26 protein-coding genes, 2 pseudogenes and 1 other annotated feature are annotated in these 23,514 nt (G+C 59.6%); of the genes and pseudogenes, 20 read left to right on the top strand and 8 right to left on the bottom strand.

Features of this window, described 5'->3' with window-relative positions:
• Positions 1-127 precede the first annotated feature (127 nt).
• Together HBR94_RS28845 and HBR94_RS26580 are read left to right on the top strand one after the other, a co-directional pair.
• Positions 128-244: pseudogene (locus HBR94_RS28845) on the top strand (type II toxin-antitoxin system RelE/ParE family toxin); the annotation flags it as partial.
• A 195-nt stretch (positions 245-439) separates the two neighbouring features.
• Complete coding sequence (locus tag HBR94_RS26580; protein WP_017849619.1) at positions 440-655, top strand: co-regulatory protein PtrA N-terminal domain-containing protein; 216 nt, start codon at positions 440-442, stop codon at positions 653-655.
• A gap of 162 nt (positions 656-817) precedes the next feature.
• Here the strand turns inward: HBR94_RS26580 and merR are convergent, their stop codons facing one another.
• Positions 818-1,258, bottom strand: coding sequence for an Hg(II)-responsive transcriptional regulator (gene merR, locus HBR94_RS26575; protein WP_003131870.1), 441 nt, complete (start codon positions 1,256-1,258; stop codon positions 818-820).
• A 71-nt stretch (positions 1,259-1,329) separates the two neighbouring features.
• On the opposite strand from merR, the gene merT reads away from it, so the two are divergent.
• From merT to HBR94_RS26530, 9 genes are all read left to right on the top strand, one after another.
• Complete coding sequence (gene merT / locus HBR94_RS26570; RefSeq protein ID WP_017849617.1) at positions 1,330-1,680, top strand: mercuric ion transporter MerT; 351 nt, start codon at positions 1,330-1,332, stop codon at positions 1,678-1,680.
• Positions 1,681-1,693: 13 nt separating this feature from the next.
• Entirely contained in the window at positions 1,694-1,972 is a 279-nt protein-coding gene (merP, locus tag HBR94_RS26565; RefSeq protein WP_003131880.1) for a mercury resistance system periplasmic binding protein MerP, read from the top strand.
• A 12-nt stretch (positions 1,973-1,984) separates the two neighbouring features.
• Positions 1,985-2,419, top strand: coding sequence for an organomercurial transporter MerC (gene merC / locus HBR94_RS26560; protein WP_003131881.1), 435 nt, complete (start codon positions 1,985-1,987; stop codon positions 2,417-2,419).
• Positions 2,420-2,451: 32 nt separating this feature from the next.
• Entirely contained in the window at positions 2,452-4,131 is a 1,680-nt protein-coding gene (gene merA / locus HBR94_RS26555; protein WP_031633059.1) for a mercury(II) reductase, read from the top strand.
• A gap of 20 nt (positions 4,132-4,151) precedes the next feature.
• Positions 4,152-4,571: a hypothetical protein gene (locus HBR94_RS26550; protein ID WP_017849615.1), complete on the top strand. Its 420-nt coding sequence runs from the start codon at positions 4,152-4,154 to the stop codon at positions 4,569-4,571.
• Positions 4,568-4,930: a mercuric resistance transcriptional repressor MerD gene (gene merD, locus HBR94_RS26545; RefSeq protein ID WP_017849614.1), complete on the top strand. Its 363-nt coding sequence runs from the start codon at positions 4,568-4,570 to the stop codon at positions 4,928-4,930. Before HBR94_RS26550 ends, merD begins: the two co-directional genes overlap by 4 nt.
• Entirely contained in the window at positions 4,923-5,159 is a 237-nt protein-coding gene (gene merE, locus HBR94_RS26540; RefSeq protein WP_017849613.1) for a broad-spectrum mercury transporter MerE, read from the top strand. The genes merD and merE overlap by 8 nt, the downstream gene beginning before the upstream one ends.
• A 161-nt stretch (positions 5,160-5,320) precedes the next feature.
• Complete coding sequence (locus HBR94_RS26535) at positions 5,321-5,533, top strand: DUF3330 domain-containing protein (RefSeq protein WP_032805095.1); 213 nt, start codon at positions 5,321-5,323, stop codon at positions 5,531-5,533.
• Between the two features lie 132 nt (positions 5,534-5,665).
• Positions 5,666-6,888 (top strand): IS3 family transposase gene (locus HBR94_RS26530; RefSeq protein ID WP_143511574.1). Its coding sequence is split into 2 segments (ribosomal slippage): positions 5,666-5,951 and positions 5,951-6,888, totalling 1,224 coding nucleotides; the frame shifts between segments, so codons are not numbered across the junction.
• Positions 5,944-6,060: a sequence feature (AL1L pseudoknot), on the top strand. Its footprint overlaps the gene before it by 117 nt.
• Before the next feature lie 254 nt (positions 6,889-7,142).
• Here HBR94_RS26530 and tnpC read toward each other — a convergent pair.
• From tnpC to HBR94_RS26515, 3 genes are all read right to left on the bottom strand, one after another.
• Positions 7,143-7,505, bottom strand: coding sequence for a Tn3 family transposase post-transcriptional regulator TnpC (gene tnpC, locus HBR94_RS26525; RefSeq protein WP_017849612.1), 363 nt, complete (start codon positions 7,503-7,505; stop codon positions 7,143-7,145).
• The gene (locus HBR94_RS26520; protein WP_026140367.1) at positions 7,505-10,522 is read right to left on the bottom strand and encodes a Tn3 family transposase; all 3,018 of its coding nucleotides are present in this window, start codon (positions 10,520-10,522) and stop codon (positions 7,505-7,507) included. The genes tnpC and HBR94_RS26520 overlap by 1 nt, the downstream gene beginning before the upstream one ends.
• Before the next feature lie 910 nt (positions 10,523-11,432).
• On the bottom strand, positions 11,433-12,275 hold the full coding sequence (locus HBR94_RS26515; RefSeq protein WP_003464996.1) for an AraC family transcriptional regulator: 843 nt from the start codon (positions 12,273-12,275) through the stop codon (positions 11,433-11,435).
• A gap of 117 nt (positions 12,276-12,392) precedes the next feature.
• Here HBR94_RS26515 and HBR94_RS26510 point away from each other — a divergent pair, with 117 nt between their 5' ends.
• From HBR94_RS26510 to HBR94_RS28485, 4 genes are read left to right on the top strand one after another with little or no spacing between them, the layout of a single operon-like run.
• Positions 12,393-12,926 carry a carboxymuconolactone decarboxylase family protein gene (locus tag HBR94_RS26510; RefSeq protein ID WP_020309197.1) on the top strand — a complete coding sequence of 178 codons (534 nt, stop codon included), beginning with the start codon at positions 12,393-12,395 and terminating at the stop codon, positions 12,924-12,926.
• 27 nt (positions 12,927-12,953) lie between these two features.
• Entirely contained in the window at positions 12,954-13,502 is a 549-nt protein-coding gene (locus HBR94_RS26505; RefSeq protein ID WP_003465000.1) for a cytochrome P460 family protein, read from the top strand.
• Positions 13,503-13,530: 28 nt separating this feature from the next.
• Positions 13,531-14,061, top strand: coding sequence for a uracil-DNA glycosylase family protein (locus HBR94_RS28840; protein WP_077203601.1), 531 nt, complete (start codon positions 13,531-13,533; stop codon positions 14,059-14,061).
• Positions 13,964-14,176, top strand: coding sequence for a hypothetical protein (locus HBR94_RS28485; RefSeq protein ID WP_223866296.1), 213 nt, complete (start codon positions 13,964-13,966; stop codon positions 14,174-14,176). Before HBR94_RS28840 ends, HBR94_RS28485 begins: the two co-directional genes overlap by 98 nt.
• A gap of 183 nt (positions 14,177-14,359) precedes the next feature.
• On the opposite strand, the gene HBR94_RS26495 is transcribed toward HBR94_RS28485, so the two are convergent.
• Positions 14,360-15,244, bottom strand: coding sequence for a LysR family transcriptional regulator (locus HBR94_RS26495; protein ID WP_003465017.1), 885 nt, complete (start codon positions 15,242-15,244; stop codon positions 14,360-14,362).
• Between the two features lie 114 nt (positions 15,245-15,358).
• On the opposite strand from HBR94_RS26495, the gene argC reads away from it, so the two are divergent.
• From argC to HBR94_RS26475, 5 genes and pseudogenes are all read left to right on the top strand, one after another.
• A complete protein-coding gene (gene argC / locus HBR94_RS26490) occupies positions 15,359-16,288 on the top strand; it encodes an N-acetyl-gamma-glutamyl-phosphate reductase (protein ID WP_003465021.1) in 930 nt (309 codons plus the stop codon).
• Positions 16,289-16,701: 413 nt separating this feature from the next.
• A pseudogene (locus HBR94_RS28835) lies at positions 16,702-16,857 on the top strand (OmpA family protein); the annotation flags it as partial.
• 414 nt (positions 16,858-17,271) lie between these two features.
• Complete coding sequence (locus HBR94_RS26485; protein WP_003465024.1) at positions 17,272-17,898, top strand: DNA methyltransferase; 627 nt, start codon at positions 17,272-17,274, stop codon at positions 17,896-17,898.
• Between the two features lie 24 nt (positions 17,899-17,922).
• Positions 17,923-18,951 carry an IS30 family transposase gene (locus HBR94_RS26480; protein ID WP_003465026.1) on the top strand — a complete coding sequence of 343 codons (1,029 nt, stop codon included), beginning with the start codon at positions 17,923-17,925 and terminating at the stop codon, positions 18,949-18,951.
• Between the two features lie 36 nt (positions 18,952-18,987).
• Positions 18,988-20,019: a HAMP domain-containing methyl-accepting chemotaxis protein gene (locus HBR94_RS26475; protein WP_073454648.1), complete on the top strand. Its 1,032-nt coding sequence runs from the start codon at positions 18,988-18,990 to the stop codon at positions 20,017-20,019.
• A gap of 349 nt (positions 20,020-20,368) precedes the next feature.
• On the opposite strand, the gene HBR94_RS26470 is transcribed toward HBR94_RS26475, so the two are convergent.
• The 3 genes from HBR94_RS26470 to HBR94_RS26460 form a co-directional block, all read right to left on the bottom strand.
• Entirely contained in the window at positions 20,369-21,163 is a 795-nt protein-coding gene (locus tag HBR94_RS26470) for an ABC transporter permease (RefSeq protein WP_003465028.1), read from the bottom strand.
• On the bottom strand, positions 21,164-22,093 hold the full coding sequence (locus HBR94_RS26465; RefSeq protein ID WP_003465031.1) for an ABC transporter permease: 930 nt from the start codon (positions 22,091-22,093) through the stop codon (positions 21,164-21,166). It abuts the gene before it with no gap.
• A gap of 325 nt (positions 22,094-22,418) precedes the next feature.
• Entirely contained in the window at positions 22,419-23,471 is a 1,053-nt protein-coding gene (locus HBR94_RS26460; protein ID WP_003465034.1) for an ABC transporter substrate-binding protein, read from the bottom strand.
• Positions 23,472-23,514: the final 43 nt, after the last annotated feature.

Genomic DNA, 23,514 nt, shown 5'->3' with positions numbered 1-23,514 from the left:
TTTCCTCGCGATAGCGGAAACGGTTTCATAAAACGGTCGTTTTTCGAAACTATCCAGACGTTGCAAGGGTTTGCGGGGCAGCGACTGAGCTTAAGTGCACTTTCTGTTCCGTTGCTCCCCCAACCCCTATTTCCAGCAGCGAGGTGATGAATTCGTTTTGCTGTTGTGCGGCGGCGACAAAAGCAGCCAAAGCCGTGATATTGAAGCGGCTAAAAAACTCGCCAGCGAGTGGAGGTCAGAATGAGCGAAAAAATTTACGACTACGACCCAGCAGCAGCCCTAGACGGCCCTGAAGCAATCGCCGTCTTCATGGCGGAGCCCTGCCATTTCCTCTCAGCGCCATAATCCAGGACCTTCATCTCCTCTCTCCTTGATTCCGTACTTAACTACGGAGGTAGAGTTGAATCGTGGATCGAAAACCCGAGAGGAGATCGCCGTTATGAAACACCTAAGACTGCTGCTGGTAGTGGGTGCGACTCTGCTGTCATCCACCGTATGGGCCGAGGGCGGGAGCGACCGAGCGATTGAGCGAATTGCTGCACGCGAGAGGGCTGAAGCGACCCTGGTGGCGGAAACCGTCAAGGAGATTAAGCAACTGGGCCCCACGGCGGCAGGCCGTAGCGAAGCGCAGCCCGCCTGTCCGCCTGCAAAGTAGAGCCTGTGCTACTCGACCAGATGCAACGTGAGCCCACTCTGCTGAGGCGCGAGGGCAAATAGCAATACCAAACTGTGCCCTTTGCAAGTGCTCCTTTGGCCATTCAGCGGCGCTCATTGAGCGCCGCTTTTTTCTAAGCGCAAGCCGACCAACAGGGGCGCCTTACGCAACGGGAAATCCTCGGTTAACGCCCGAGTTGTCCCCATGCAGCGAAACGATCAGCGGACAGGAAACAGTCCCGTGGCTCGCACAACAGTCGTGAACCAGTTGCTCCAAAACTGACTCGATCCGTCGCAGATCCGCGAGCTTGCCACGCACATCCCCAAGCTTCTGCTCGGCGAGCACACGCGCTTCATCGCAGTGAGCACCGTCATCCAGCCTCAACAGCCCGGCCACTTCATCGAGGCTAAAGCCCAGCCGTTGCGCGGATTTAACGAATTTCACCCGGGCGACATCCGCCTCACCGTAACGGCGAATGCTGCCGTAGGGCTTGTCCGGTTCGGGTAACAGCGCCTTGCGTTGATAGAACCGGATGGTTTCCACGTTGACCCCGGCCGCCTTGGCGAAAGCGCCAATGGTCAGGCTTTCCAAATTGTTTTTCATACCGCTTGATTCCGTACATGACTACGGGACTAACCTTAAACCATCGATCAAATGCTCGAAAGGAGAAATGCATGTCTGAACCATCAAACGGGCGCGCCCCTCTTGTCGCCGGGGGGCTTGCGGCGATTCTCGCCTCGGCTTGCTGTCTCGGGCCGCTGATTCTGATCGCACTGGGATTCAGCGGGGCCTGGATCGGTAACCTGACCGTGCTGGAACCGTACCGCCCGCTCTTCATCGGCGCGGCACTGGTGGCGCTGTTCTTCGCCTACCGGCGCATTTTCCGCCCCGCTCAAGCCTGCGCACCGGGCGAGGTCTGCGCCATCCCTCAGGTACGTACCTCCTACAAGCTGCTGTACTGGCTGGTGGCGGCCTTGGTGCTGGTCGCGCTCGGCTTCCCCTACATCCTTCCCTTGTTCTACTGATCAGGAGTTCACCATGAGAAAACTGCTCGCATCCTTAGCCCTCGCCAGCCTGGTCGCCACACCCGTCTGGGCGGCCACGCAGACCGTCACCCTGGCGGTGCCGGGCATGACCTGCGCCGCCTGCCCGATTACGGTGAAGACGGCGTTGACCAAGGTCGATGGCGTGACCAAGGCTGAGGTGAGTTTCGAGAACCGCGAGGCCATCGTCACCTTCGACGATACCAAGACCAATGCCCTGGCGCTGACTAAGGCGACCGAGGACGCTGGCTATCCGTCCAGCGTCAAGCAATAGGAGGGACTTCCGATGGCAAATCCTCTCAATCTGTTCACGCGGATCGGTGACAAAGCCGGCTCCGTCGGCGTGCTGATTTCTGCCATAGGCTGCGCCATGTGCTTTCCCGCCCTTGCTAGTCTGGGGGCCGCGTTCGGTCTGGGCTTTTTGAGCCAGTGGGAAGGCCTGTTCATCACCACGCTGCTGCCTCTGTTTGCTGGACTGGCTCTGCTCGTCAATGCCCTCGGCTGGCTCAATCATCGGCAGTGGCGACGGACTGCGCTCGGCCTGATCGGTCCTACCCTGGTACTGGCAGCGGTATTTTTTATGCGGGCTTATGGCTGGCGGAGCGGTTGGCTGCTCTATATCGGCCTGGCCCTCATGTTTGGGGTGTCGATATGGGATCTCGTGTCGCCCGCTCATCGCCGTTGTGGGCCGGATGCCTGTCCGACGCCGCCAAACCAGTGAACCTGACAAGAGACGATCTAATGAGTAACGAAATGACCGAACTGAAAATCATTGGTATGACCTGCGCCTCCTGTGTCGTGCATGTGAAAGAGGCCTTGGAGAAGATTCCGGGCGTGCATCGGGCGGATGTTTCCTACGCCAGCGGGAAGGCCGAACTGAAGGTCGACGAGGGCGCAAGCCGTGAGCAGATGCAGGCCGCTGTCGAGGCCCTGGGGTATCGAGCGGCGTTCGAAGACGCCATGGTACAAGCCCGTCCTGGCCTGCTCGATAAGGCACGGGGTTGGTTGAGCAGCACTGACGCCGGGAAAGAGGGCGACAAGCTCCACGTCGCGGTCATCGGCAGTGGTGGCGCCGCCATGGCGGCCGCGCTCAAGGCGGTGGAAGGCGGTGCCCGCGTCACCCTGATCGAGCGCGGCATCATCGGCGGCACCTGCGTCAACGTGGGCTGCGTGCCCTCCAAGATCATGATTCGTGCCGCGCATGTGGCCCATCTGCGCCGCGAGAGCCCGTTCGACGCCGGGCTTTCCGCCATGACGCCGACCGTCCTACGCGAACGTCTGCTCGCGCAGCAACAAGACCGTGTCGCCGAACTGCGCCACGCCAAGTACGAAAGCATCCTGGAGAGCACGCCGGCGATCAGCGTGCTGCGCGGCACCGCCCGTTTCCAGGACGGCCACACGCTCAGCGTGAAACTGGCCGAGGGTGGCGAGCACATCGTAGCCTTCGACCGCTGCCTGGTCGCCACCGGCGCAAGCGCGGCCGTTCCACCGATTCCAGGACTGAAAGACACGCCGTACTGGACCTCAGACCAGGCACTGGCGAGCGATACAATCCCTAAGCGGCTCGCCGTGATCGGCGCCTCCGTAGTGGCAGTGGAACTGGCGCAGGCCTTCGCCCGGCTGGGTAGCGAGGTCACGATCCTGGCACGCAGTGCGATGTTCTTCCACGAAGACCCGGCCATCGGCGCGGCGGTGACGGAGGCCTTCCGTATGGAGGGCATCGAAGTGCTGGAGCAAACGCAAGCCAGCCAGGTGTCCCACGCCAACGGCGAGTTCGTACTGGCCACCAACCATGGTGAGTTACGTGCCGACCAACTGCTCGTCGCCACCGGCCGCACGCCCAATACCCAGGGCCTGAACCTGGAAGCGGCCGACGTGCAGCTGGACGAGCGCGGCGGCATCCAGATCGACGAGCGCATGCGCACCAGCGCAGCGGATATCTATGCGGCCGGCGACTGCACCGACCAACCGCAGTTCGTCTACGTCGCGGCAGCGGCTGGCACCCGCGCGGCAATCAACATGACCGGCGGCGAGGCCAAGCTCAATCTCGACGTCATGCCGGCCGTGGTGTTCACCGATCCGCAAGTGGCCACCGTCGGCTACAGCGAAGCCGAAGCGCAGCACGCCGGGATCGAAACCGACAGCCGCACCTTGACCCTGGACAACGTGCCGCGCGCGTTGGCCAACTTCGACACGCGGGGTTTCATCAAGTTGGTTGCCGAAGCGGGCTCCGGCCGACTGCTGGGAGTGCAGGCTGTGGCCCCGGAAGCAGGAGAACTGATCCAGACGGCGGTACTCGCCATCCGCAACCGTATGACCGTGCAGGAATTGGCTGACCAGTTGTTCCCCTACCTGACGATGGTCGAGGGACTGAAACTCGCCGCACAGACCTTTAACAAAGACGTCAAACAATTGTCCTGCTGCGCAGGGTAATGAGAGAGGGAGGTTGAAACATGAGCAACACGGCAGACGATCTCGGTAGGTGCGACAGCCTACGCAAGACATGGCAGTTGGTCAGCTTCTGGGGCCTGCCTGCCGTCGTGGCGACGATAGCGATTGTTCTGTCTAATCGACGCCCCGCGTTGTTCCTGGCAGCAGGCGCCGCGCTGGCCGTGATGGGCGGCGCCTGCCTGGTCAACGCCACGCGTTGTCGCCGCCTTCACTGCTACATAACGGGGCCTCACTTCCTGTTGCTCGCAGTTGGTGCGCTATTGGCTTATGTGTTTGACCAAAACGGCGAGCATCTCTCCAGGTTGTGGCTGCTACTGGCTCTGGGAGCTGCACCGTTGCTCATCTGGCTACCTGAGCGCCTAGCCGGAAGGAAATATCTGAGCGCCCCAGTTTGCGGTGAAGGTCGGGAGTGTCGGCGATGAATGCCTACTCCATATCCAGATTGGCCGAGGACGCGGGCGTCAGTGTCCATATAGTCCGAGATTATATGCTGCGCGGCTTGCTGCACCCCGCGCGGCGCACGGAAAGCGGTTACGGCATTTTCGATGAGCGGTCCCTGGCGCGGCTGTGCTTCGTACGTGCCGCCTTTGAGTCCGGTATCGGGCTCGACGAATTGGCGCGGCTCTGTCGAGCGCTCGATGCAGACGATAGTACCGATGTGATCGGGTGTATCGACCGCTTGCTTGGGCAAATCGCGACCCGGCTGGCAGCTTTAGACGCAGTGAAAACGGAGTTGGCCGGGCTGACTCATCGTGCCATCGAAGGTCACACCCATGCGTAATACCAACCAATCCGAATCAATCAAGATGCCCCGCTGGCACGCCTACACGTGGGGTGTGCTCGCCGCGCTCACTTGCCCCTGCCATCTGCCGGTGCTGGCATTACTGCTCTCGGGGACTGCGGCCGGGGCCTTCGTCAGCGAGCATTGGAGCCTCGCGACGCTCGTGCTGACGGTTCTCTTCGTCCTCTTCCTGAGAGCGGCTCTACGGGCCTTTCGGAAGCGGGCGTGACCCGCTCGGAGCACGGCGCGGTCTCCGCTGCCGAGTTGCGGCAGGCTTGGGAGCGTTGGGAATTGTTGCTGCACTGCCAGCCGCAGGTCGATCTGCGCGCAGGTTCGATCGCAGGTGTGGAAGAGTTACTAGGTTTTCTTGGACGATGGAGAAACCCCATCATGAACGCAAACGACACCCCCACTATCAGTTGCTGCGAATGTTGCAAGGAAATTTCCCTTGACGCCGCACTGACGCCGGAAGGTACCGAGTACGTCGTGCACTTCTGTGGCCTTGAATGCTATCAGCGCTTCATATCGCGCGCGGATAAGAGAGCGGCATCCGAGCCTGATCACCCCTGCACACCAGAGGTCAGTACCCGTCACGACGACTAATCTTTGCCTCTGGAAAGTGGCTCTGGTTTTTTTTAGAAAGCGTGAGTCCATTGAGATTTAATGCAAGTCCGCTCGTGGCTAATGAATCGCCCCGGGTTTCGTGGAGGCCTCAACTCTTGAGAAGATGAGACCATGAGAAAGACTACGACCTACTCCCCTGAAGTCCGTGAACGTGCCGTGCGCATGGTTCTGGAGCATTTGAACGACTACTCCTCCGAGTGGGCCGCCATTGAAGCCATCGCGCCGAAGATTGGCTGTGCAGCGCAAACGTTGCATGGCTGGATTCGCCGTCATCAGACCGACGCAGGTCAGCGTCCAGGCCCGACCACCGAAGAGCGTGAACGCATCAAGGCGTTGGAGCGGGAGAACCGGGAATTGCGTAAGGCCAATGAAATTCTGCGTCTGGCCAGTGCGTATTTTGCCCAGGCGGAGCTCGACCGCCGCACCAAGTCCTGAGGGCTTTTGTCGATCAGTACCGTGACCGTCTCGGGGTCGAGTCGATCTGCCGTGTCTTGCAGATCGCCCCGTCCGGTTACCGCAGACATGCGGCCCAACTGCGTAATCCGGCACTGCGTTGTTGCCGTGCTCAGCGCGATGAGGCGTTGAGCTTGGAGATCCAGCGCGTGTGGGACACCAACATGCAGTGCTATGGCGCGGTGAAGGTTTGGAAGCAGCTCCGGCGAGAAGGTATCGAGGCAGCCAGATGCACGGTGGAACGGTTGATGCGTCGAGCTGGATTGCAGGGCATAAGGCGCGGTCAGGTCGTGCGGACAACGGTGGCCGGAGACAAGTCGCTCTGTCCGCTGGATCGTGTCCAGCGCCAATTCCAGGCCGACCGCCCCAACCAGCTGTGGGTGTCGGATTTCACTTACGTGTCGACCTGGCAGGGATGGCTGTATGTGGCCTTCGTGATCGACGTCTTTGCGCGGCGCATCGTGGGGTGGCGAGTCAGTAGCAGCATGAAGACCGACTTCGTACTGGATGCCCTGGAGCAGGCCCTGTACGGCCGCCAGCCACACCGTGCCGGTGGACTGATTCATCACAGCGACCGTGGCAGCCAGTACGTCTCTATTCGCTACACCGAGCGGCTGGCAGAGGCCGGCATTGAGCCTTCGGTTGGCAGCAAGGGCGATAGCTACGACAACGCCTTGGCCGAAACCATCAACGGACTGTACAAGGCCGAGCTGATTTACCGTCAATCATGGAAGAGCCGCGAAGCTGTTGAGATGGCGACCTTGAAATGGGTGCACTGGTACAACCACCAGCGGCTGTTGAGCTCAATCGGGTATATCCCGCCTGCGGAGGCTGAGGCAAACTTCCACCAGCAACAAACAGGTCAGGCCATAGCGGCCTGACTTAAACGAAACAGCCTCCACGAAACCCGGGGCGATTCACTAATGTAAGCCCGAAGGCTTCGTCAGTAGTTTTATCTAGGCCGATGCCCGGGAGGATGGCAGCGTGCCTACAGGGCGTCAAAACCGGCTACCCAGAGTCAAATTCACCCCACAGTACAGCGATGCTATAGAGTTACTCGTCAGTCCTGCAGCATCAGTTTTACTCTGCACCTCCATTGTATTCAGTCTGCCGGCAGCCCATTTGCACGAATAGTCTAGTCCTGATAGTCAGGAGCAAGCGCTGCCAAAGGAGCAACGTGTTTAGAACCCGCCTGCAAGCATGAACATAAAGCAGAAATATCCTCTTGAAGGGCCATCGCCTGCGCCCAAATACTGTCGACATCACTGGTAGCCACAGTGAGGGGGAAACCTTCCAGTACCGTCATGGCCATGCCATGCAGGCGTAGGAAGTCTTCTCGAATGCTGCCGACCCCTCCGATTTCAGCAAGGCAGGCATCCAGCCGGTCGACCAAGTTGAGCAACTGAGCGGTGTCGTAGCTTGCACGCAGAGAGTCGAGTACCTTGGTATCGACGTCCCCATAAGGTGTCACGCGGAACGAAGCTGGCGGGATATGCATCAGTTCGTCACCTCAACGTTGCTGTCAGACATCTGTTTCGCACGCATTGATCCCGCAGCCTGCTGGAAAATGGAATCCTTGATCCAGGGTTCCGGTGGGCGTTTGAGTTTCAGGTTGAACTCCCCAAAACGTTTGACATTGCTGGTTAGGTAGGGGCTGAGAAACGATACGTCGTCGTCAGTGAACTGCCAGCCATCACGGGCGAGCTTCTGCAGGATGCGCATCATGTCCACGGTGTTCTGCAGGATCACCGACGAGGCCACCATGTCGTTGTAGCGCAGGCGTTTCTGTTGCTCGTCCGGATCGTTTTCGGCGATCACGTCACCGCCAAAGGACAGCCACTTAGAGAAGCCGTTGTAGGACTCGATCTTATTGGTGTTGGCGGTGACTTCCTGGCGCAACTCGCGGCTGCCGATCCAGTTGAGTAGGAAGATCGTCCGGATCACGCTGCCCAGCGCTTGCGCGGCATGATAGAGCTTGTTGCGCCGACTGTAGGAGCCAAGTTTGCGCAGTAGCATAGGTGAGGAAATCTTGCCGGCCTGGATTGACAACGCGACCTGCATCAGATCCTGCCAGTGGGTTTCGATCAGGTGCCAGTCGGCGGTGTCGGTGAACAGACGGTTGATGTGTTTATACGAAACGCCGCGATCTGGCCGGCACATCACCAGGTCGCGCCAGTTGCGGATACGCGGCATCAGATTGATGCCCAGCAGATGAGTGAAGGCGAACACCGTGGCCGACTGGCCCTGGGTGTCAGAGTACACCGTATCGGGTTCGACGCTGAGGTCGACCTTGAGCAACCCCTCAATCACATAGATTGCCTCCCAGATACCAGGCGGGATGAAGTGCTGGAACACCGCGATGTAGTTATTGGCCACGTGTCGGTACGCCACGGCCCCCATCTTGCGATAGCGGAAGTGGTAGCCGGCCAGCAGATTGTCGTCATAGAAGTCGAACTGCGTACCGTCCGCGGCCACCGCCTTGCCATCGCCCCAGAGCTTGGGCAGGTCAAGTTGCAGATAGAGTTCCACCAGCTCGCGGTTAGCCTTGTCTAACTTCTCAAGCGAGAGATGGCGGCGATTCGTATAGGACAGCATGTGCGGCGTGACATTACCGGCCAGATGCCGTGCGGCCTGGTTGGGGCCAAGGTTGCAGCCCATGGCGAAGATCGTCATCAGGTAGCGCTCGGCCGGTTCTTTGAGCTTTGGCTCGTTGCCGGACATCGGCCCGAAATGCCGAGTGAACTGAATCCAATGCTCAATGTTGGCCATGATGTCGAGCACGTGCCTGGCCGGCATGCGCTGCATAAGCGCCGTCTGTAGCGAGATGGCCGAAGGCGGGATGTCCCGCGCTATCACTCGGCGTAGCACCGGTTCGCCGGCTTCATTGATCGATACGTCACCTCGGCAAGAAGGGAATTTTTCATCCAGATGCTGCGCGGTTTCCTCCAGCTGAATCTTGAGGGAGGCGACAAACTCCTTCGCCGTGCCAGGCAGCCCCACCTTTTCGCAGTAGGCCGGTAGACGATGGAAACATTCTTCCCAGGGCAGCAACTGCTTACGGTAGTCGGCGAAAGATTCCGACCCCAGCACGCACATATCACCCGAGCGCAGCTCACTGGCCAGGTAAGAGAACACGCAGACTTCCAGATAGCGCCGGTTGGTAGGTGGCCCTTCACTGGCAGGACGACGCACGACCTTAACCCAGCGCTCCGACGCAAACGACAAGTCGACATGCTCGTCGATCCACTCGCGGTGTAGATTTTCGCTGTCCTGGATGAGCTGAAGCGCCTGGATAAGTGAGCGATCCTGAGTCGTGGGTTCCAGTTGAAGAAGGTGGCTCAGACGGAACAACAGCGAGCGATGGGACTTGAAGTGCTTCCAGATCAGCGGCAGGTAGTTGTTACCGCCCGTAGCCTGGACTTCGGCGCAAGTCTCGCGCAACCGATCCAGGTTGCCATCGGGAGAGAGGAATTCCCGGATCAGACTGCCAGCCTCCTGGTCATCCGGTTCCTGAACAAGAATCTGCACCACGCCATCCAGGGTGGCCGCCAGTTGCTCCAGCTTCTGGCGTTGCCGCGCCTGGATTTGCTCCAACTCCTCCTTGGCGCGTTTGTGGATCGTCGAAATCCGTCGGATGAACATCTCGGCCAGGTGATCCCGAGTTCGCACCCGCATCCGATAGATCAAGGCCAGCATCAGTGTGTAGCGTTTCGGCAGCGAGCAGTCCTTCAGCTCGGCGACGTCCGACGCGGCGGCTTGGGTGGCGAAGTGGCGGATCTTAGCATCGACGACCCCCTCAAGAATGGCATCCAGATCTCCGAAGCTCTCTAACCACGCCAGGTGGTCGATCAACACCTCCAGGTGCTTGCGGGAAGGCTTCTTGGGTGCCTGCTTGAGTGCGTTGAAGTCACTCTGCCGACGCCCGAAATCCGTGTCGAGCAGCTCCTTTAGCTTGTAGATCACCTCGATTGGCGCTCGGAGCACGATCAGGTTGAAGGTAACTTCCTGAGCACTCGCCAAAGCGGTTTCTGCGATGTTGTTGAGCGTCGAATAAGCCGGAAGCTCATAGCCACGCTGAATCAGCTCATCAAGCATGGCATTAATGAGATCGACTCGCTGCTCAAGCACTACAGCGCAGTCACGTGCGATTTCCTCAGTGATCGCTAGCCCGTCGCTGCTATAGAAGGGTGTAACCTGCAGGTACTGCCGAACCGCCGCTTGGTGTCGGTAAAGGGTGCGGGGGTTGCTGTAGCGCGGAGCTATTCGTGCGCCGTAGCGAAGGCATTGTCGGACATGACTGATGAGCTCCTGAGGAAGCTCCTCGAACGGAACAAAATAGTGTAGCTGCTGAAACACCTTTAGTTGGATTGCCAGCCCAATCGATAGCGCTGGACTCTTAGCGGTGTTATTGACCCATTCGATCTCTGAATCAGACAGGGAATAGCATCGATGCAGCTCCTTAGCTGGCAACTGACTGGGCAAGAGCGGGTAGGCTGTCCTTTCCACCGAAGCCATTGAGTTCATCCCCCAAGTAAGGCAAAACATCAGCATAGACGGCTAGTCAGGCGGGGGATGACCAGCAATCAAGAACTCAATAAATTTCCTTTTAGTTCAATATCTTGCAGAACGAATGTCCTAATTTTTGCCTTATCTCGGCATAACCCCATATTGAGCTATGCCCTAACTGGGCGTCAGGCCGGAACCTTGGGCAGTGTCAGAATAGGGCCGATTCCAGCATTTTCTGACGACTCGCCTGCAACCTCTAGGGCCTCAACCTGACAGGCCGCACGCTTAGCGTACGATTTTGTCCGTTTTCTCTATCGTCCCCTCCATGCCCGACGGACGGTCGCCGGCCCGCCCTGGTCGAAGGCCGCCCCACTCGGCCCGGCGAGGCCCGGCCAAGGTTGGACAGTTGCAGCGGCCAAAATCGCCCCCTGCGGCCTCCTGGGCGCGTTTCTGGTGCCAAGGTAGGCTTGCCCCCTGACTGACAGCTTCCGCGTTGTGTGGGCGATTCTGGAGGCTCTGACGCTGCTCCGGTTGCAGCGCTCCCGCCCCCTCTTTGGCGTTCAACCTGTCGTTTTCAGAAGACGGCTGCACTGAACGTCAGAAGCCGACTGCACTATAGCAGCGGAGGGGTTGGATCCATCAGGCAACGACGGGCTGCTGCCGGCCAATAGCCGACAATGACGACACTGGAAATCCCCGCCTGTGAGCGTCGGCTCAGGGCGGGACAGCGTCATCCAGCTACCTGCGCCACTGACTCAGCCTTGTCCAGCCGGCCGCGCCGCACGAACAGACTGACCAGCCGTTGACGGATCGCCACCTGGAGTTCCGCCAGTTGTTCCGGCGTGATGCGAATTTCACCCGCTCGACGAGCGCAACACCGGCGCCGCCTACGCCAAGAACCGGCGAATCGAACTCAAACTCACGAACCGCTGAGCGCCGCGTCACCGCGCTGCTGCGCCAGCCAGTCGCGCGGGGCGCAGCCCATGCGCACGCGGAAGGCGCGCGCCAGAGCGTTCGGGCTGCCGTAGCCGACGCGGTCGGCCACCACCGCCACCGGCCGCCCCTGCTTGAGCAGGGTGCAACTGACGTTCATCCGCCAGTCGGCCAGATAGTCGCCCGGCGTGACGCCCACCGCGTCCTTGAACGCGGCGGCGAAGCGCGCGCGTGACATGCCCGCCTTCGCCGCCAGCGCCTCGAGCGACCACGCGGTCTGCGGCGCATCGTGCATGGCGGTTATGGCGCGCGCGAGTTTCGGGTCGGCCAGGCCCGCCAGCAGTCCGGTGGCGCCAAGCCGCCCATCCATCAGATAACGCAGCAACTGGATCAGTAGCAACTCGCACAAGCGGTCGATGGCGGCCTGCCGACCGCACTGGTCGCGCTCGGCTTCGGCAAACAGCAACTCTAGCGTCGGCCCGAGGCCGGGCAAGTCCGCCAACGGAATCAGCAGCATCGACGGCAAGGCCATGGCCAACGGATTGCCCGTCGAAGCGCCCAGGTCGACCTCCGCACACAACCGCTCAGCGGTATCGCCGGGGGCGGCGACAAAACGATGCGACGCCACGCGCGGATAAAACAGCAGGCTCGGCTCGGTAACCAGCAGATCTTCATGCACGGGCGAACGCGCCGTAATCGGGCCGCGCCGCACCAGATGGATATAGCCATGCGGCGCCGCGTAATGATGCTGCCCACAGAAGGCGCCGCTGTGAAAAACGCGCGCCGAAAGCGAGTAGTGCCGGAGCAAGCCGGCCAGTCGATCCGCCATTCCACTCTCCATATAAGACGATAGGTTACGTATTTGATACTTTACGTGCCATATCGTACCAAACAAAGGGCGATCATGCCCACGTGCTCTTGCACCTCACCCACTACGGAGATAGACATGACCCAAATCGCCCCCCTGACCATCGACACCGCTGACGCCGCTACCGCTGCCACACTCAAGGCCGTCAAAGCCAAGCTTGGCATGGTGCCGAACCTGTTCGCCACGCTGGCCCACGCGCCGGCGGCGCTCAATGGCTACCTCGGCTTGTCCGAAACGCTGGGCACCGGCCGCCTGAATGCCTCCCAGCGCGAGATCGTTGCGCTCGCTGCCGGTCAAGCCAATCGCTGCCAGTATTGCCTGAGCGCACACACCCTGATCGGCAAAGGTGCCGGACTGTCGGCAGAGGCCATCGCCGCGGCCCGCACCGGCCAGGCGGCCAACGCACTTGACGATGCAATCGCCGGCTTTGCCCGCGCGCTGGTCGAGCAACGCGGCGTGGTGTCGGCCGACGCCATGGCCAACTACCGCCGCGCGGGGCTCGACGACGGCCTGATACTGGAAGTGATCGCCAACGTCGCGCTGAACACGCTCACCAACTACACCAACCACATCGCCGACACCACGGTGGATTTCCCCGTGGTCGCCGTCTGATCTCCATAGGCATATAAGGAGAACACGATGAAAATCGCACTCACCGGCGCTCTGCTCGCCAGCGCCCTCGTCCTGCCACTGGCCGTCACGGCCGGCGACTTTTCGCCCTATGTGGACAGCCAGGGCGGCATCAGCCGCCCCACAGACTTCCGCACAAACTTCGTCCACCTGGGCTCATATGCGGTGTTGGACGAAAAATCCGCCTCTCGCGGCTTGCACGATGTGTACACCGAAAAGGCCTCGGCCGAGCACTACCGCAAGACCGGCAAGTTCTTGGACGGCGCCACGCTGGTGAAAGAGATCCGCAAGCTCGAAACCAGCGCCATGACCACTGGCAACCCTGTGGTCTGGGGTTCCGATGCGGCCGTGTGGTTCGTGATGGTCAAGGACGCCAAAGGCCGTTTCGCCAGCAACCCCTTGTGGGGCGACGGCTGGGGCTGGGCGCTGTTCAAGGCCGACGCCCCCGCCAAGAATGTCGCCGTCAGCTACGAAGCCGACTGCATGGGCTGCCATGTGCCGGCGGCCAAGACCGACCGCGTATTCATCCAGGGCTATCCGACACTGACCCAGCACTGACTTGCTGCCGGGTTACGCTTCGCGCAGGATGGCACCTCCGTCCTGCGCGAGCCACCCTTTCCGGAAGCGCGCCATGCCGACACTCGACGCCTTTCTGACCGACGTCCGCGCCTGCACGCGCTGCGCACCGCATCTGCCACACGGCGTGCAGCCGGTCTTCCAGTTTCACCCGAGTGCGCCCATCCTCATCGCCGGCCAAGCACCGGGGGCCCGGGTCCATGCCTCAGGCGTGCCCTTCGACGACGCCAGCGGCGCGCGTCTGCGCGCCTGGCTGGGCGTGGACCGCGACACCTTCTACGACCCTACCCGCATCGCCATTCTGCCCATGGGCTTCTGTTATCCGGGCACCGGCAAAAGCGGTGACCTGCCGCTACGCCCGGAGTGCGCCCCCCGCCTGGCGCGAAGCCTTCATGCAGCGTTTCGAGCGCCTGTCGCTGGTCATCGTGCTGGGCAGCTACGCCATGGACTACCACCTCGGTACTGGCAAGACGCCGCTCACCCGGGTGGTCGAAGCCTGGCGCGAGCACTGGCCGCAAGCGTTCCCCCTGCCTCACCCTAGCCCGCGCAACAATCGCTGGCTGGTGCGCAACCCCTGGTTCCAACAAGACGTGCTGCCCGCGCTGCAAGCACGCGTCCAGGCAGTCCTCACCGCCAACCCCAAGGAAACCCCATGACCGACGACACCGCCGCCATTACCGAGCTGCTGCACAAGTACTACGACACCCTGGCCTGGGCGAACGGAGACAGGCACCGGCTTTGGAGCGATGAACGACGGCTTCAGGTGCGGTAGCTGACGCCTGGGACCTCAATCACCGTATGACCGGGTCGAAAGCGGTCCTTTCTCTGACAACATCGCCCTAGCCCGCACTCAACCCCCACAACACATCCAGCACATGTTGCGTAGGCCGCTCGACGTCCCCACCACGGTGGGCAATACCAAGTTGACGCCACAATAAGGGCTGTAATGGCCGCATGACGATCCTGGTATCGGGCAATGGCGTGGAGGCTTCATGCGGCAACAACGTCGCACCATAACCGGCCGCCACTAGGCTTTTGATCGCATCGTTGTAGTTCAGTTGAATACGCGGCGTGGGCTGCCGTCCATCACTGGCGAACCACTCCGAGGTCAAGCGCGAAAGCCGAGTAGTTTTGTCATTCAGAATTAATGGCTGGGCGGCCAGCCAACCGGGGGTCACAACATCCGGGCATTCCCAGCGAGCCGGCAAGAAGGCCATGACCGGGTCCCGCCGCCATGGCTCGATCCGCAATTCCTTCACCGGGGTCTGTGGCAGCGCGACCAGACCGATCTCCAAAGAGCCCTCGGCAAGCTTCTTCAAAGTTTCCTGCGACGTGAGCACCGCGACCTGCACATCGATAGCGGGATGGCGTTGGCCCAACGTCTCCAAAGCTTGCGGCATCAACTGTGCGATGGCCCCTGTGGAGGCACCCAGCCGCACACGCCCGGCCAAGCCCTGCACCTGACGCTCCACGTCCTCAAGCGCCTGCTCCGCATCCGCCAACAGGCGCCGCGCGCGCTCCACCAGCGTTTCTCCAATCGCCGAAGGCTGAATGCGCCCACGTGTGCGCGACAACAGCTTTCCGCCAACCCGCGACTCCAGGTCGGCAATATGCAAACTGACCGTGGGTGGCGCGAGGTGCAGCACACGGGCCGCCTCGGCAAACGAACCCAGGTCGGCAATGGCCACCAACGTGCGCAGACGGTCCAGGCTGATTTCGCGCATGAGTCACTCCTTGTTCAGAAAAGCTGAATTTCATCGTTTAGAAATTCAACTTTTCCTATCTTAGCCCCTCACTGAAGATTGGAACTCCTGATTTCCTATGTCCGAGAGCATTCCATGGCAAGTCCTCTTATATTCATCGACGGCGACCAAGGCACCACCGGGTTGCAAATCCATCAACGTCTACGCGACCGGACCGATCTGCGGCTTATCACGCTCAGCCCCGAACATCGCAAGGATCCGCAACGTCGCGCCGAAATCATCAACGCCTGCGACATCGCGATTCTCTGCTTGCCCGACCAAGCCGCACGCGACGCTGTAGCGAGCATCGAAAACCCCGCCGTTCGGGTGATCGATGCGAGTTCGGCGCACCGCACCCATCCAGACTGGACCTATGGTTTCGCGGAGATGAACTCGCAGCAGGCCCAACGCATCGCCACGGCACGGCGGGTCAGCAATCCCGGTTGCTATCCCACGGGGGCGATAGGGCTGCTGCGCCCATTGCTGGAGGCCGGGTTGCTGCCCAGGGACTATCCGACGAACATTCATGCTGTGTCGGGCTATTCCGGAAAAGGGCGCGTTGGCGTGCAAGAGCATGAGGGAGAGGGCGCATCACAGGCGCCCGCGTTTCAGGTTTATGGTCTGGGGCTGGCACACAAACATATTCCGGAGATTCAGCAGCAAAGCGGTCTGATGGAGCGGCCGATGTTTGTGCCGGCTTATGGGGCTTTTCGGCAGGGGATCGTGCTGACCATACCGTTGCAACTTCGCTTGTTGGCGCCGGGCGTGGATGCGGTGCGGTTGCATGCGTGTCTTATGCAGCACTACGTCGATGCGGACCATGTACAGGTGATGTCGATGCAGGAGGCCAAAGGGTTGACGTGCCTTGATCCTCAGGCGCTTAACGGGACTGATAGTTTGCGATTGGTGGTGTGTGAAAATGATGAGACGGGGCAGGTTTTGTTGGCTGCGGTGTTTGACAATCTTGGGAAGGGAGCCGCTGGAGCGGCGGTGCAGAATCTGGATTTGATGGTTGCAGGAACATGACTCCGACTACCCACTGGCTCTAGAGTCTATGGCTCGAATTTTCGAGCGGTTGTTTCCTCTCTGTTTATGGCCTGGCATCGACGGCATTAAACGAGTCGAAAACAGAATCTACGCGTGTCAGCAGTTTGCAATCCAGTCAGGCTTTGAAGTTAAACGGTCGTCCACGACAGGCAGCAATCGGCCAACAGCGGCCGTTTTAGAGTAGGGAAAATAAATCCCCTTTTCTGCTGTCTACGCTTCGCAGCGCCGGTTACCCGGTCACCACGCAAGACTCGCTTCCGGTCGGTGGCTAACCTTTACCGGGCGGGGGTCATACCCGCTGGGTTTCTTACGCCATTTCGTGACGGCTTGCGCCGTCATTCCCAGGCGACCAAGCTTTGCCTGGCGCACATAAATCAGTCCCCTTTTTCTCTTTGCGCAGCAATGGCGTCGATCCTTCGCGCCTGCAAACCTTTGGTGCAGGCTCCAGCTCGCCCATTGCCCCCAACGACACCGCCGAGGGTCGCGCCCAAAATCGCCGCGTTGAAATCAAACTGGTGCCCCGTAGCGGCGCTGTAGCTCAAGGGTAATGGTGCCTTGGTGCTCTTTTCGTCGGATGCCCAGCTATCTTTTAATGGGTTACGGGCGATTTGCAGTGGGCTCCAAAACCTGGCCTCAGGAGGTGCAAGCTCCCGTGGCACCGGCTTTGGACTGGGCAGACCAATACGCCGGCCCATAAGCCCATAAGGATCCCGGCCTCGGCCGGGTTCTTTATGCCCGCTTCGCGGGCTTGAGCCCAGAAGGGAGCGGCGTGCGCCGGATTCGCATCTGCCAGCCAGTACGCAGCCCGTTTGGAACTCAGTTGATCCGTCTTTTTCAACGGTTTAACAGCCAAATCAATACGTTCACAAGTACACTCGCCACCCTAGGGATGGTGAAGCATCCACGAGCGGTACTAGAATTTTCAGCTTTTCGGTGCCGCCGCACGAATTCAAGGGGCAAGCATGGATTACGAACAACTGCCGAGGGCCGCCTTGGTCCGTATGCTGCAGGAGCATGATGCGGCGCTTGCCGATGCTGGCAAGAATGGCATCGTTATGAGTTACACCGGGCGGGCTGCTCCCTGGCAGATCATCCGCCAGGTCAAGCCGAAGCTGCATCGTATTATCAAGAAAGTATCCTTTGGAGAGGAAACCGCCCAGTCAGAGAATGAGATCTGGGACGGTGAAAACCTTTCTGCGATGGTCACGCTCTATAAATATCGTGGTCAAGTTGATCTTGTAGTAACAGACCCGCCGTACAACACCGGCGAGGACTTCCGCTATAACGACAAGTGGGACAAGGATCCAAACGATCCAGATCTCGGCGATGTAGTTCCTAAAGATGATGGGTCCAAGCACAGCAAATGGTTGCGCTTCATGACACCCAGAATCTGGATGATGCGTGAGATGCTAACCCCAGGCGGGGTTATGGCTATCTGTATTGATCATAGGGAACTATTTAGACTTGGCATGCTCATGGACGAAATCTTCGGCGAAGAGAATCGCATTGGCATAATCAATTGGCAGAAAAGCTATTCACCTCGCAGTGATAATAAGGGGGCGGCGGCGAAAACTGAGTGCAACACCTGACCTTTCCGGTACGGTGCTGTCCCTATGTCTTATTCCGAACTCAGCGTTGAAGAGCGCGCCACCATTCAAATCGGTCATGCCCAAGGTTTCAGCCTGCGCGGGATTGCCTGCTTGATCAACCGATCCCCTTCGACCATCAGCCGGGAGCTGCGCCGCAATCGAGATGCCTGTGGCGGCTACTCGGCCCGCGTGGCCCAGCAGCAGATGCAGGCCCGCCGTCAGGTGTGTCGACCGAAGCAAAAGCTGTTGCCGGGTAGCGAGCGCTTCGAATTGGTGGCGCATATGCTGCGTGAGCGTTTGTCTCCCGAGCAGATTGCCGGCAAGCTGCGCAGCATGAATATTCCCAGCCTCAGAGATGCCTACGTCTGTCGCGAGACGATCTATAACGCGATCTATGCCTTGCCAGTCGGCGAGCTGCGTAAAGAGCTGATCATCTGCCTGCGCCAAAGCAAGACGATGCGCAGGCCGCGCTCTGGCGGCGTGGATCGGCGCGGTCAGATCCCTGAGAGGGTCAGTATTCATGTACGTCCGCCGGAGATCGAAGACCGACTGATGCCAGGGCATTGGGAAGGCGACCTGATCAAGGGCAAGGCCAACGCCTCGTCTGTAGGTACGCTGGTGGAGCGCACCAGTGGCTACCTGATGCTGGTGAAGATGAACGACGCGACGGCGACCTCGGCGATGGAAGGCTTCAGTGCAGCGCTCAATGGCATGCCGCTGGCGATGCGCAAGAGCATGACCTACGACCAGGGCCGAGAAATGGCGCGGCATGCTGAAATCACCCAGCAGACCGGGGTGGCGATTTACTTCTGCGACCCGCACAGCCCTTGGCAGCGCGGCAGTAACGAAAACATCAATGGCCTGATCCGCCAGTACCTGCCCAAAGGCACGGACTTGTCGGTGCATAGCCAGGAGGAACTGGATGCCATCGCACTGCAACTGAACATGCGCCCCCGTAAGCGCTTCGACTTCAAGTGTCCGATCGAGGTTATGGACGAGGTGATGCAGGAAGCTATGGCTATGCGGCATGATGCTCCAGCTTCAATTCAATAACCGTGTTGCACTCAGCTCCTGTAACCGCCCACTTTAATGTCAGGAAGCTTAAGCTCTGTTAGTGTTTTGGCTATTCTCTCTCCTCTTGGAAGACTGGTTGAAAGAGCCAGGAATATTTCCAATAACCCATTAAGTCAATCCCTCTACACTGGGCGCACCGATGAGTTTGGCCAAATAGAGTTTGCTTTACGAATGATGCAAGCTGAAACAGGCGCCATAGTAGGTCGCATAGGTGATGCATCAAATCGGCTTAGCGAACACACCCGAGGCCTACTAAAGGATATTGAGTCAAGCAATGTACTTACAGTTGAGCAGCAGGCAGAGACAGATCAAATAGCAACGGCAGTAAACCAAATGGCGGCAAGCATTCAAGAGGTTGCGAGCAATGCACAGCATGCTGCAGATGCGGCCGGAAGAGCAGACACTGAGACGGCATCTGGCCAGCGTCTGGTAGCCCACACAAGCCAGTCAATCACTGCCCTTGAAGGTGAAATTAGGCAAGCCGCTCAGGTTATTCATGAGCTTGAAGGTCAAAGTAACGAGATATCAAAAGTTCTTGACGTTATACGAGGGATCGCCGAGCAAACGAATTTGTTGGCACTCAACGCAGCAATTGAGGCCGCGCGTGCTGGTGAGCAGGGGCGTGGTTTTGCTGTTGTCGCCGATGAGGTTCGCAGTCTTGCTGCTCGCACACAGCAATCGACAACGGATATTCAAAGCATGATCAGCGCTCTACAAGAGCGAGCGCAATCCGCTGTTACAGTCATGGAGCAAAGTAGTCGGCAAGCGCACACGAGTGTAGCTCACGCAGAGGAAGCAGCTACAGCTCTTGATGGAATTGGCCAACGCGTTAACGAAATTACCGACATGAACGCGCAAATAGCGACTGCGGTCGAGCAGCAGGGAGCAGTAAGTGAAGACATAAACCGCAGTATTATCAATATACGCGATGCTGCTGATACCAATGTACAGACCGGGCAGAATAATTTGCAAAGTGCGAAATCTGTCGCTCAGTTAACTAGCGCTCTGAGCGAACTGGCAAAACAGTTTTGGGAAAAACGAGGATAACGCTTTTCAGTATCTCGACAGGGATAACTTACTTTACCATCGGTTATCCCTTTTAGCCGCACAAATTTTAGCCATGGCTTTTCAGGAAGTCAGGGCTATCAGAATGGCCTTAGAAAGCCTAGTCAAAGAGCTGTCACGAGAACACCGTTAGCTTAGCGTACGATTTTTTCCGAATTCTGCGGTTCCCCCGAGATGGGCCTGGACACGGGTGATAGATGCTGAATTAAGCCGTGTGACGGCAGGCTGTGCTGGGCTGCACGTCGGCATGGGCGTGCGTGGTCAGGACGCAAAAACACACTTGCCCGCAATGGCGGGCAAGTGTGTTTGCAGAGGGGGAGTGCGTTGTTGGTTATTGTTTGTTGCGACCGGCAATCACCACCAGGATCAGCGACGCCAGGATCAGGATCGAACTGATAGCGGCAATGGTCGGATCGATCTCGTCGCGCAGCGCCGTGAACATGCGCTTGGTCAGAGTCTGGTTGTCGCCGCCGGAGATGAACAGCGCCACCACAGTTTCATCCAGCGAGGTGATGAAGGCGAACAGTGTCGCCGAGACCACACTGGGCTTGATCTGCGGCAGGGTCACGGCCATGAAGGCGCGAAAGCGGTTCATGCCCAGGCTGCGCGCCACCATTTCCTGGGACATGTCGAAGTTACGCAGACCGGCCAGCAGCGCGATGATCACGTAGGGCAAGGCGAGCATGATGTGCGCCAGCACCAGGCCGGTCAGCGTGCTGATCAGGCCGACCCGGGCGTAAACGAAGAACACGCCGGCGGCGATCAGGATGATGGGCACCATCATCGGCAGCAGCAGGATGATCTGCAGCGTACGCACCACCTTCAGGCTGGAGTTGTTGATGGCGTAGGCGGCCGCCATACCAATCGGCAGGCTGATGGCCATGGTGAAAAATGCCGTGATCAGACTGACCCGCGCCGCCGACATCCACTCCACGCTGTTGAAGAACGCCTCGTACCAGTGGAAGGACCATTGCTTGGGAGGGAATTGCAGGAAGCGCGCCTCGGAGAACGACATGGGTACCACGATCAGCACCGGGATGATCAGGTACAGCAGGATCGCCGCGACCAGCACCGTGAACAGCACGTGGGACAGGCGAAGGTGACGCAGGTTGGCAAGCAGGTTCATTTAGCGCGCTCCCAGGATGCGTTCGATGGGGATGAAGCGATTGATGCCCCAGAAGATCAGGAACACCACAAACAGCAGCACCAGGCCGACTGCGCTGGCTGCGCCCCAGGCGTGATAGAGCTCGACGTTGCGTTGCACCAGCATCGACACCAGGATCGTGCGGCCACCGCCGAGCAGTTCCGGGGTGATGAAGAAGCCTAGGCAGATGACGAACACCAGGATGGAACCGGCCATGACCCCCGGCGCTGCCATCGGCAGGAAGACCCGGCGGAAGGTGTAGAAGGGTTTGGCGCCAAGGCTCTCGGACGCTTGCATGAGGTCCTGGGGGATTTTTTTCATCACCGAATACAGCGGCAGGACCATAAAGGGCAGCATGACGTGCAGGGTGCCGATTACCGTGCCAGTGGTGTTGTGCATCAGCGTCAGGGGTTGGTCGATGATGCCAAGGTCCATCAGCGTCTGATTGACCAGTCCGCGGCGTTGCAGGAGCACCAGCCAGGCATAGGCCCGCACCAGCACGCTGGTCCAGAACGGCAGGATCACGCAGATCAGAATCAGGTTGGCCCAGAAACCCTGCAGGCGCGAAGCGGCGTAGGCAATGGGGAAGCCCATGACGATCGACAGGATCGTCACCAGGAAACTGATCTTGAAGGTCAGGGCGAAGGTGTCCCAGTAAATGCTTTCCTGGAAAATCCGGATGTAGTTGGCCAGGGAAAACCCTTCCTCGGTCTGGACCGACTGAAAGGCCAGCCAGCACAGCGGCATGATCAACAGCACCACGACCATGACCAGCGCCGGGGTGAGCAGCAACAGCATGGAGGTGTGCTCCTTGCGTTCTTCACGGGCCAGGGCGTCTTCGCTGGTCATGGGCGGCTGGTGCTGCTGGTCGCTGGAGTCGGGCATGGATTTGGCGAGATAGGCGTTGGACATGATGACCTCTCGTCACTGCGCAGTGCTGGAGGGTATCCAGCACTGACGGGTAGCGCTGGCGGTGGCAGTCGTCCTGGCGGACAGCAGGGTGCGGTGCTCGGGTAATGTCATGTGAAGAACTCCCAATGGTGGGCAGGTACTTGAGGCGAGCGCGAGTTGTCTGCACAGGTCACTCTGCGGGACCCTCAGGCCTAATGTACCGGGATGCCAACGAATGAAGTGGACGCAATTGACCGGTGCGCAAGCGCTTTATGTCGAAATCGCGGGGGTAGACGGCATGTCCTGCGCCGAGGCCTCTGGCCTGCGGCGCAGCAACGGCCGATGGCTATTTTTTCTGGACGAAGGACAACCAGCGTTCTTCGGCCTTGACCCCGGCTTCGGAGGCCCACCATTGCGCCGAGAGCAGGGCCTGGCGCGAGATGTTGCCGGGTGCGGAAGGCAGCTTGGCCTCGCGCTCGGCCGGGATTACCCCGGTCTTGAAGGCTTCGGGGTTGAGCGGGCCGTAGTCGATGATCATCGGCAACGCCGCTTGCAGTTTGGCATCGATGGCCTCGTTGACGAATTTCATGGCGGCCACCTTGTGCGGCGAGCCTTTGAGGACGCACAACGAGTTGGTTTCCAGCACACCCTGGTTGTAGTCGAATGCCACGGGTGCGCCGGCGGCCTGTACGGCGGTGATACGGCCGTTCCAGGCCTGGATCATGTCCACTTCGCCGTCGCTGATCAGCTGCGCCGACTGCCCGCCGGACGTCCACCAGGTGGCGATGTCGGGCTTGATCTGCTCAAGCTTGCGGAAGGCGCGATCGACGTCCAGCGGATAGAGCTTGTCCATCGGCACGCCATCGGCCAGCAGCGCGATTTCCAGGGTTGGACGTGGCAGGTTACGTAGGGAGCGCTGGCCCGGGTATTTTTTGGTGTCCCAGAAGTCGGCCCAGGTCTTGGGTACGTCCGCGCCTTTGAACGCGTCCGTGCGATACGCCAGCACCGTGGAGTAGCTGATGTAGCCGACGCTGTATTCGTCCTTGAGGCTGTCGGGTATTTGCGCGGCATTGGGAATCAGCGCAAGGTCGAGCTTCTCGAACAGCCCTTCGGCTTCGCCACGGATGCAGTCGCCAGTGGGCAGGTCCACCACGTCCCAGGTGACCTTGCCGCTCTCGACCTGGGTCTTGATGATCGGGTAGGCCTTGGGCGAGCTGTCCTGTTTGAGCGTCAGACCGAGCTTTTTCGCCGCAGGCTCCAGGATCGCCTTGCTCTGGGCTTCCTGATAAGCACCGCCCTGGGATACGAACGTGATGTCCTCGGCCATGGCCTGGGTGGCGCTACCGATGAACAGGGCCAGACTCGCGAGTTGGAAAGCTGTAGTGCGCAATGTGCTCATGGAAAGACTCCGAATGGTTGGCAGATTTTCTTGGGCGAGCTGT

Origin of the sequence: Pseudomonas sp. WS 5412 (assembly GCF_012985615.1) — a bacterium.
GTDB lineage: Bacteria > Pseudomonadota > Gammaproteobacteria > Pseudomonadales > Pseudomonadaceae > Aquipseudomonas > Aquipseudomonas shahriarae.
The sequence above is the reverse complement of the archived record's forward strand: the minus strand, read 5'-3'. Positions and strand labels throughout refer to the sequence as shown.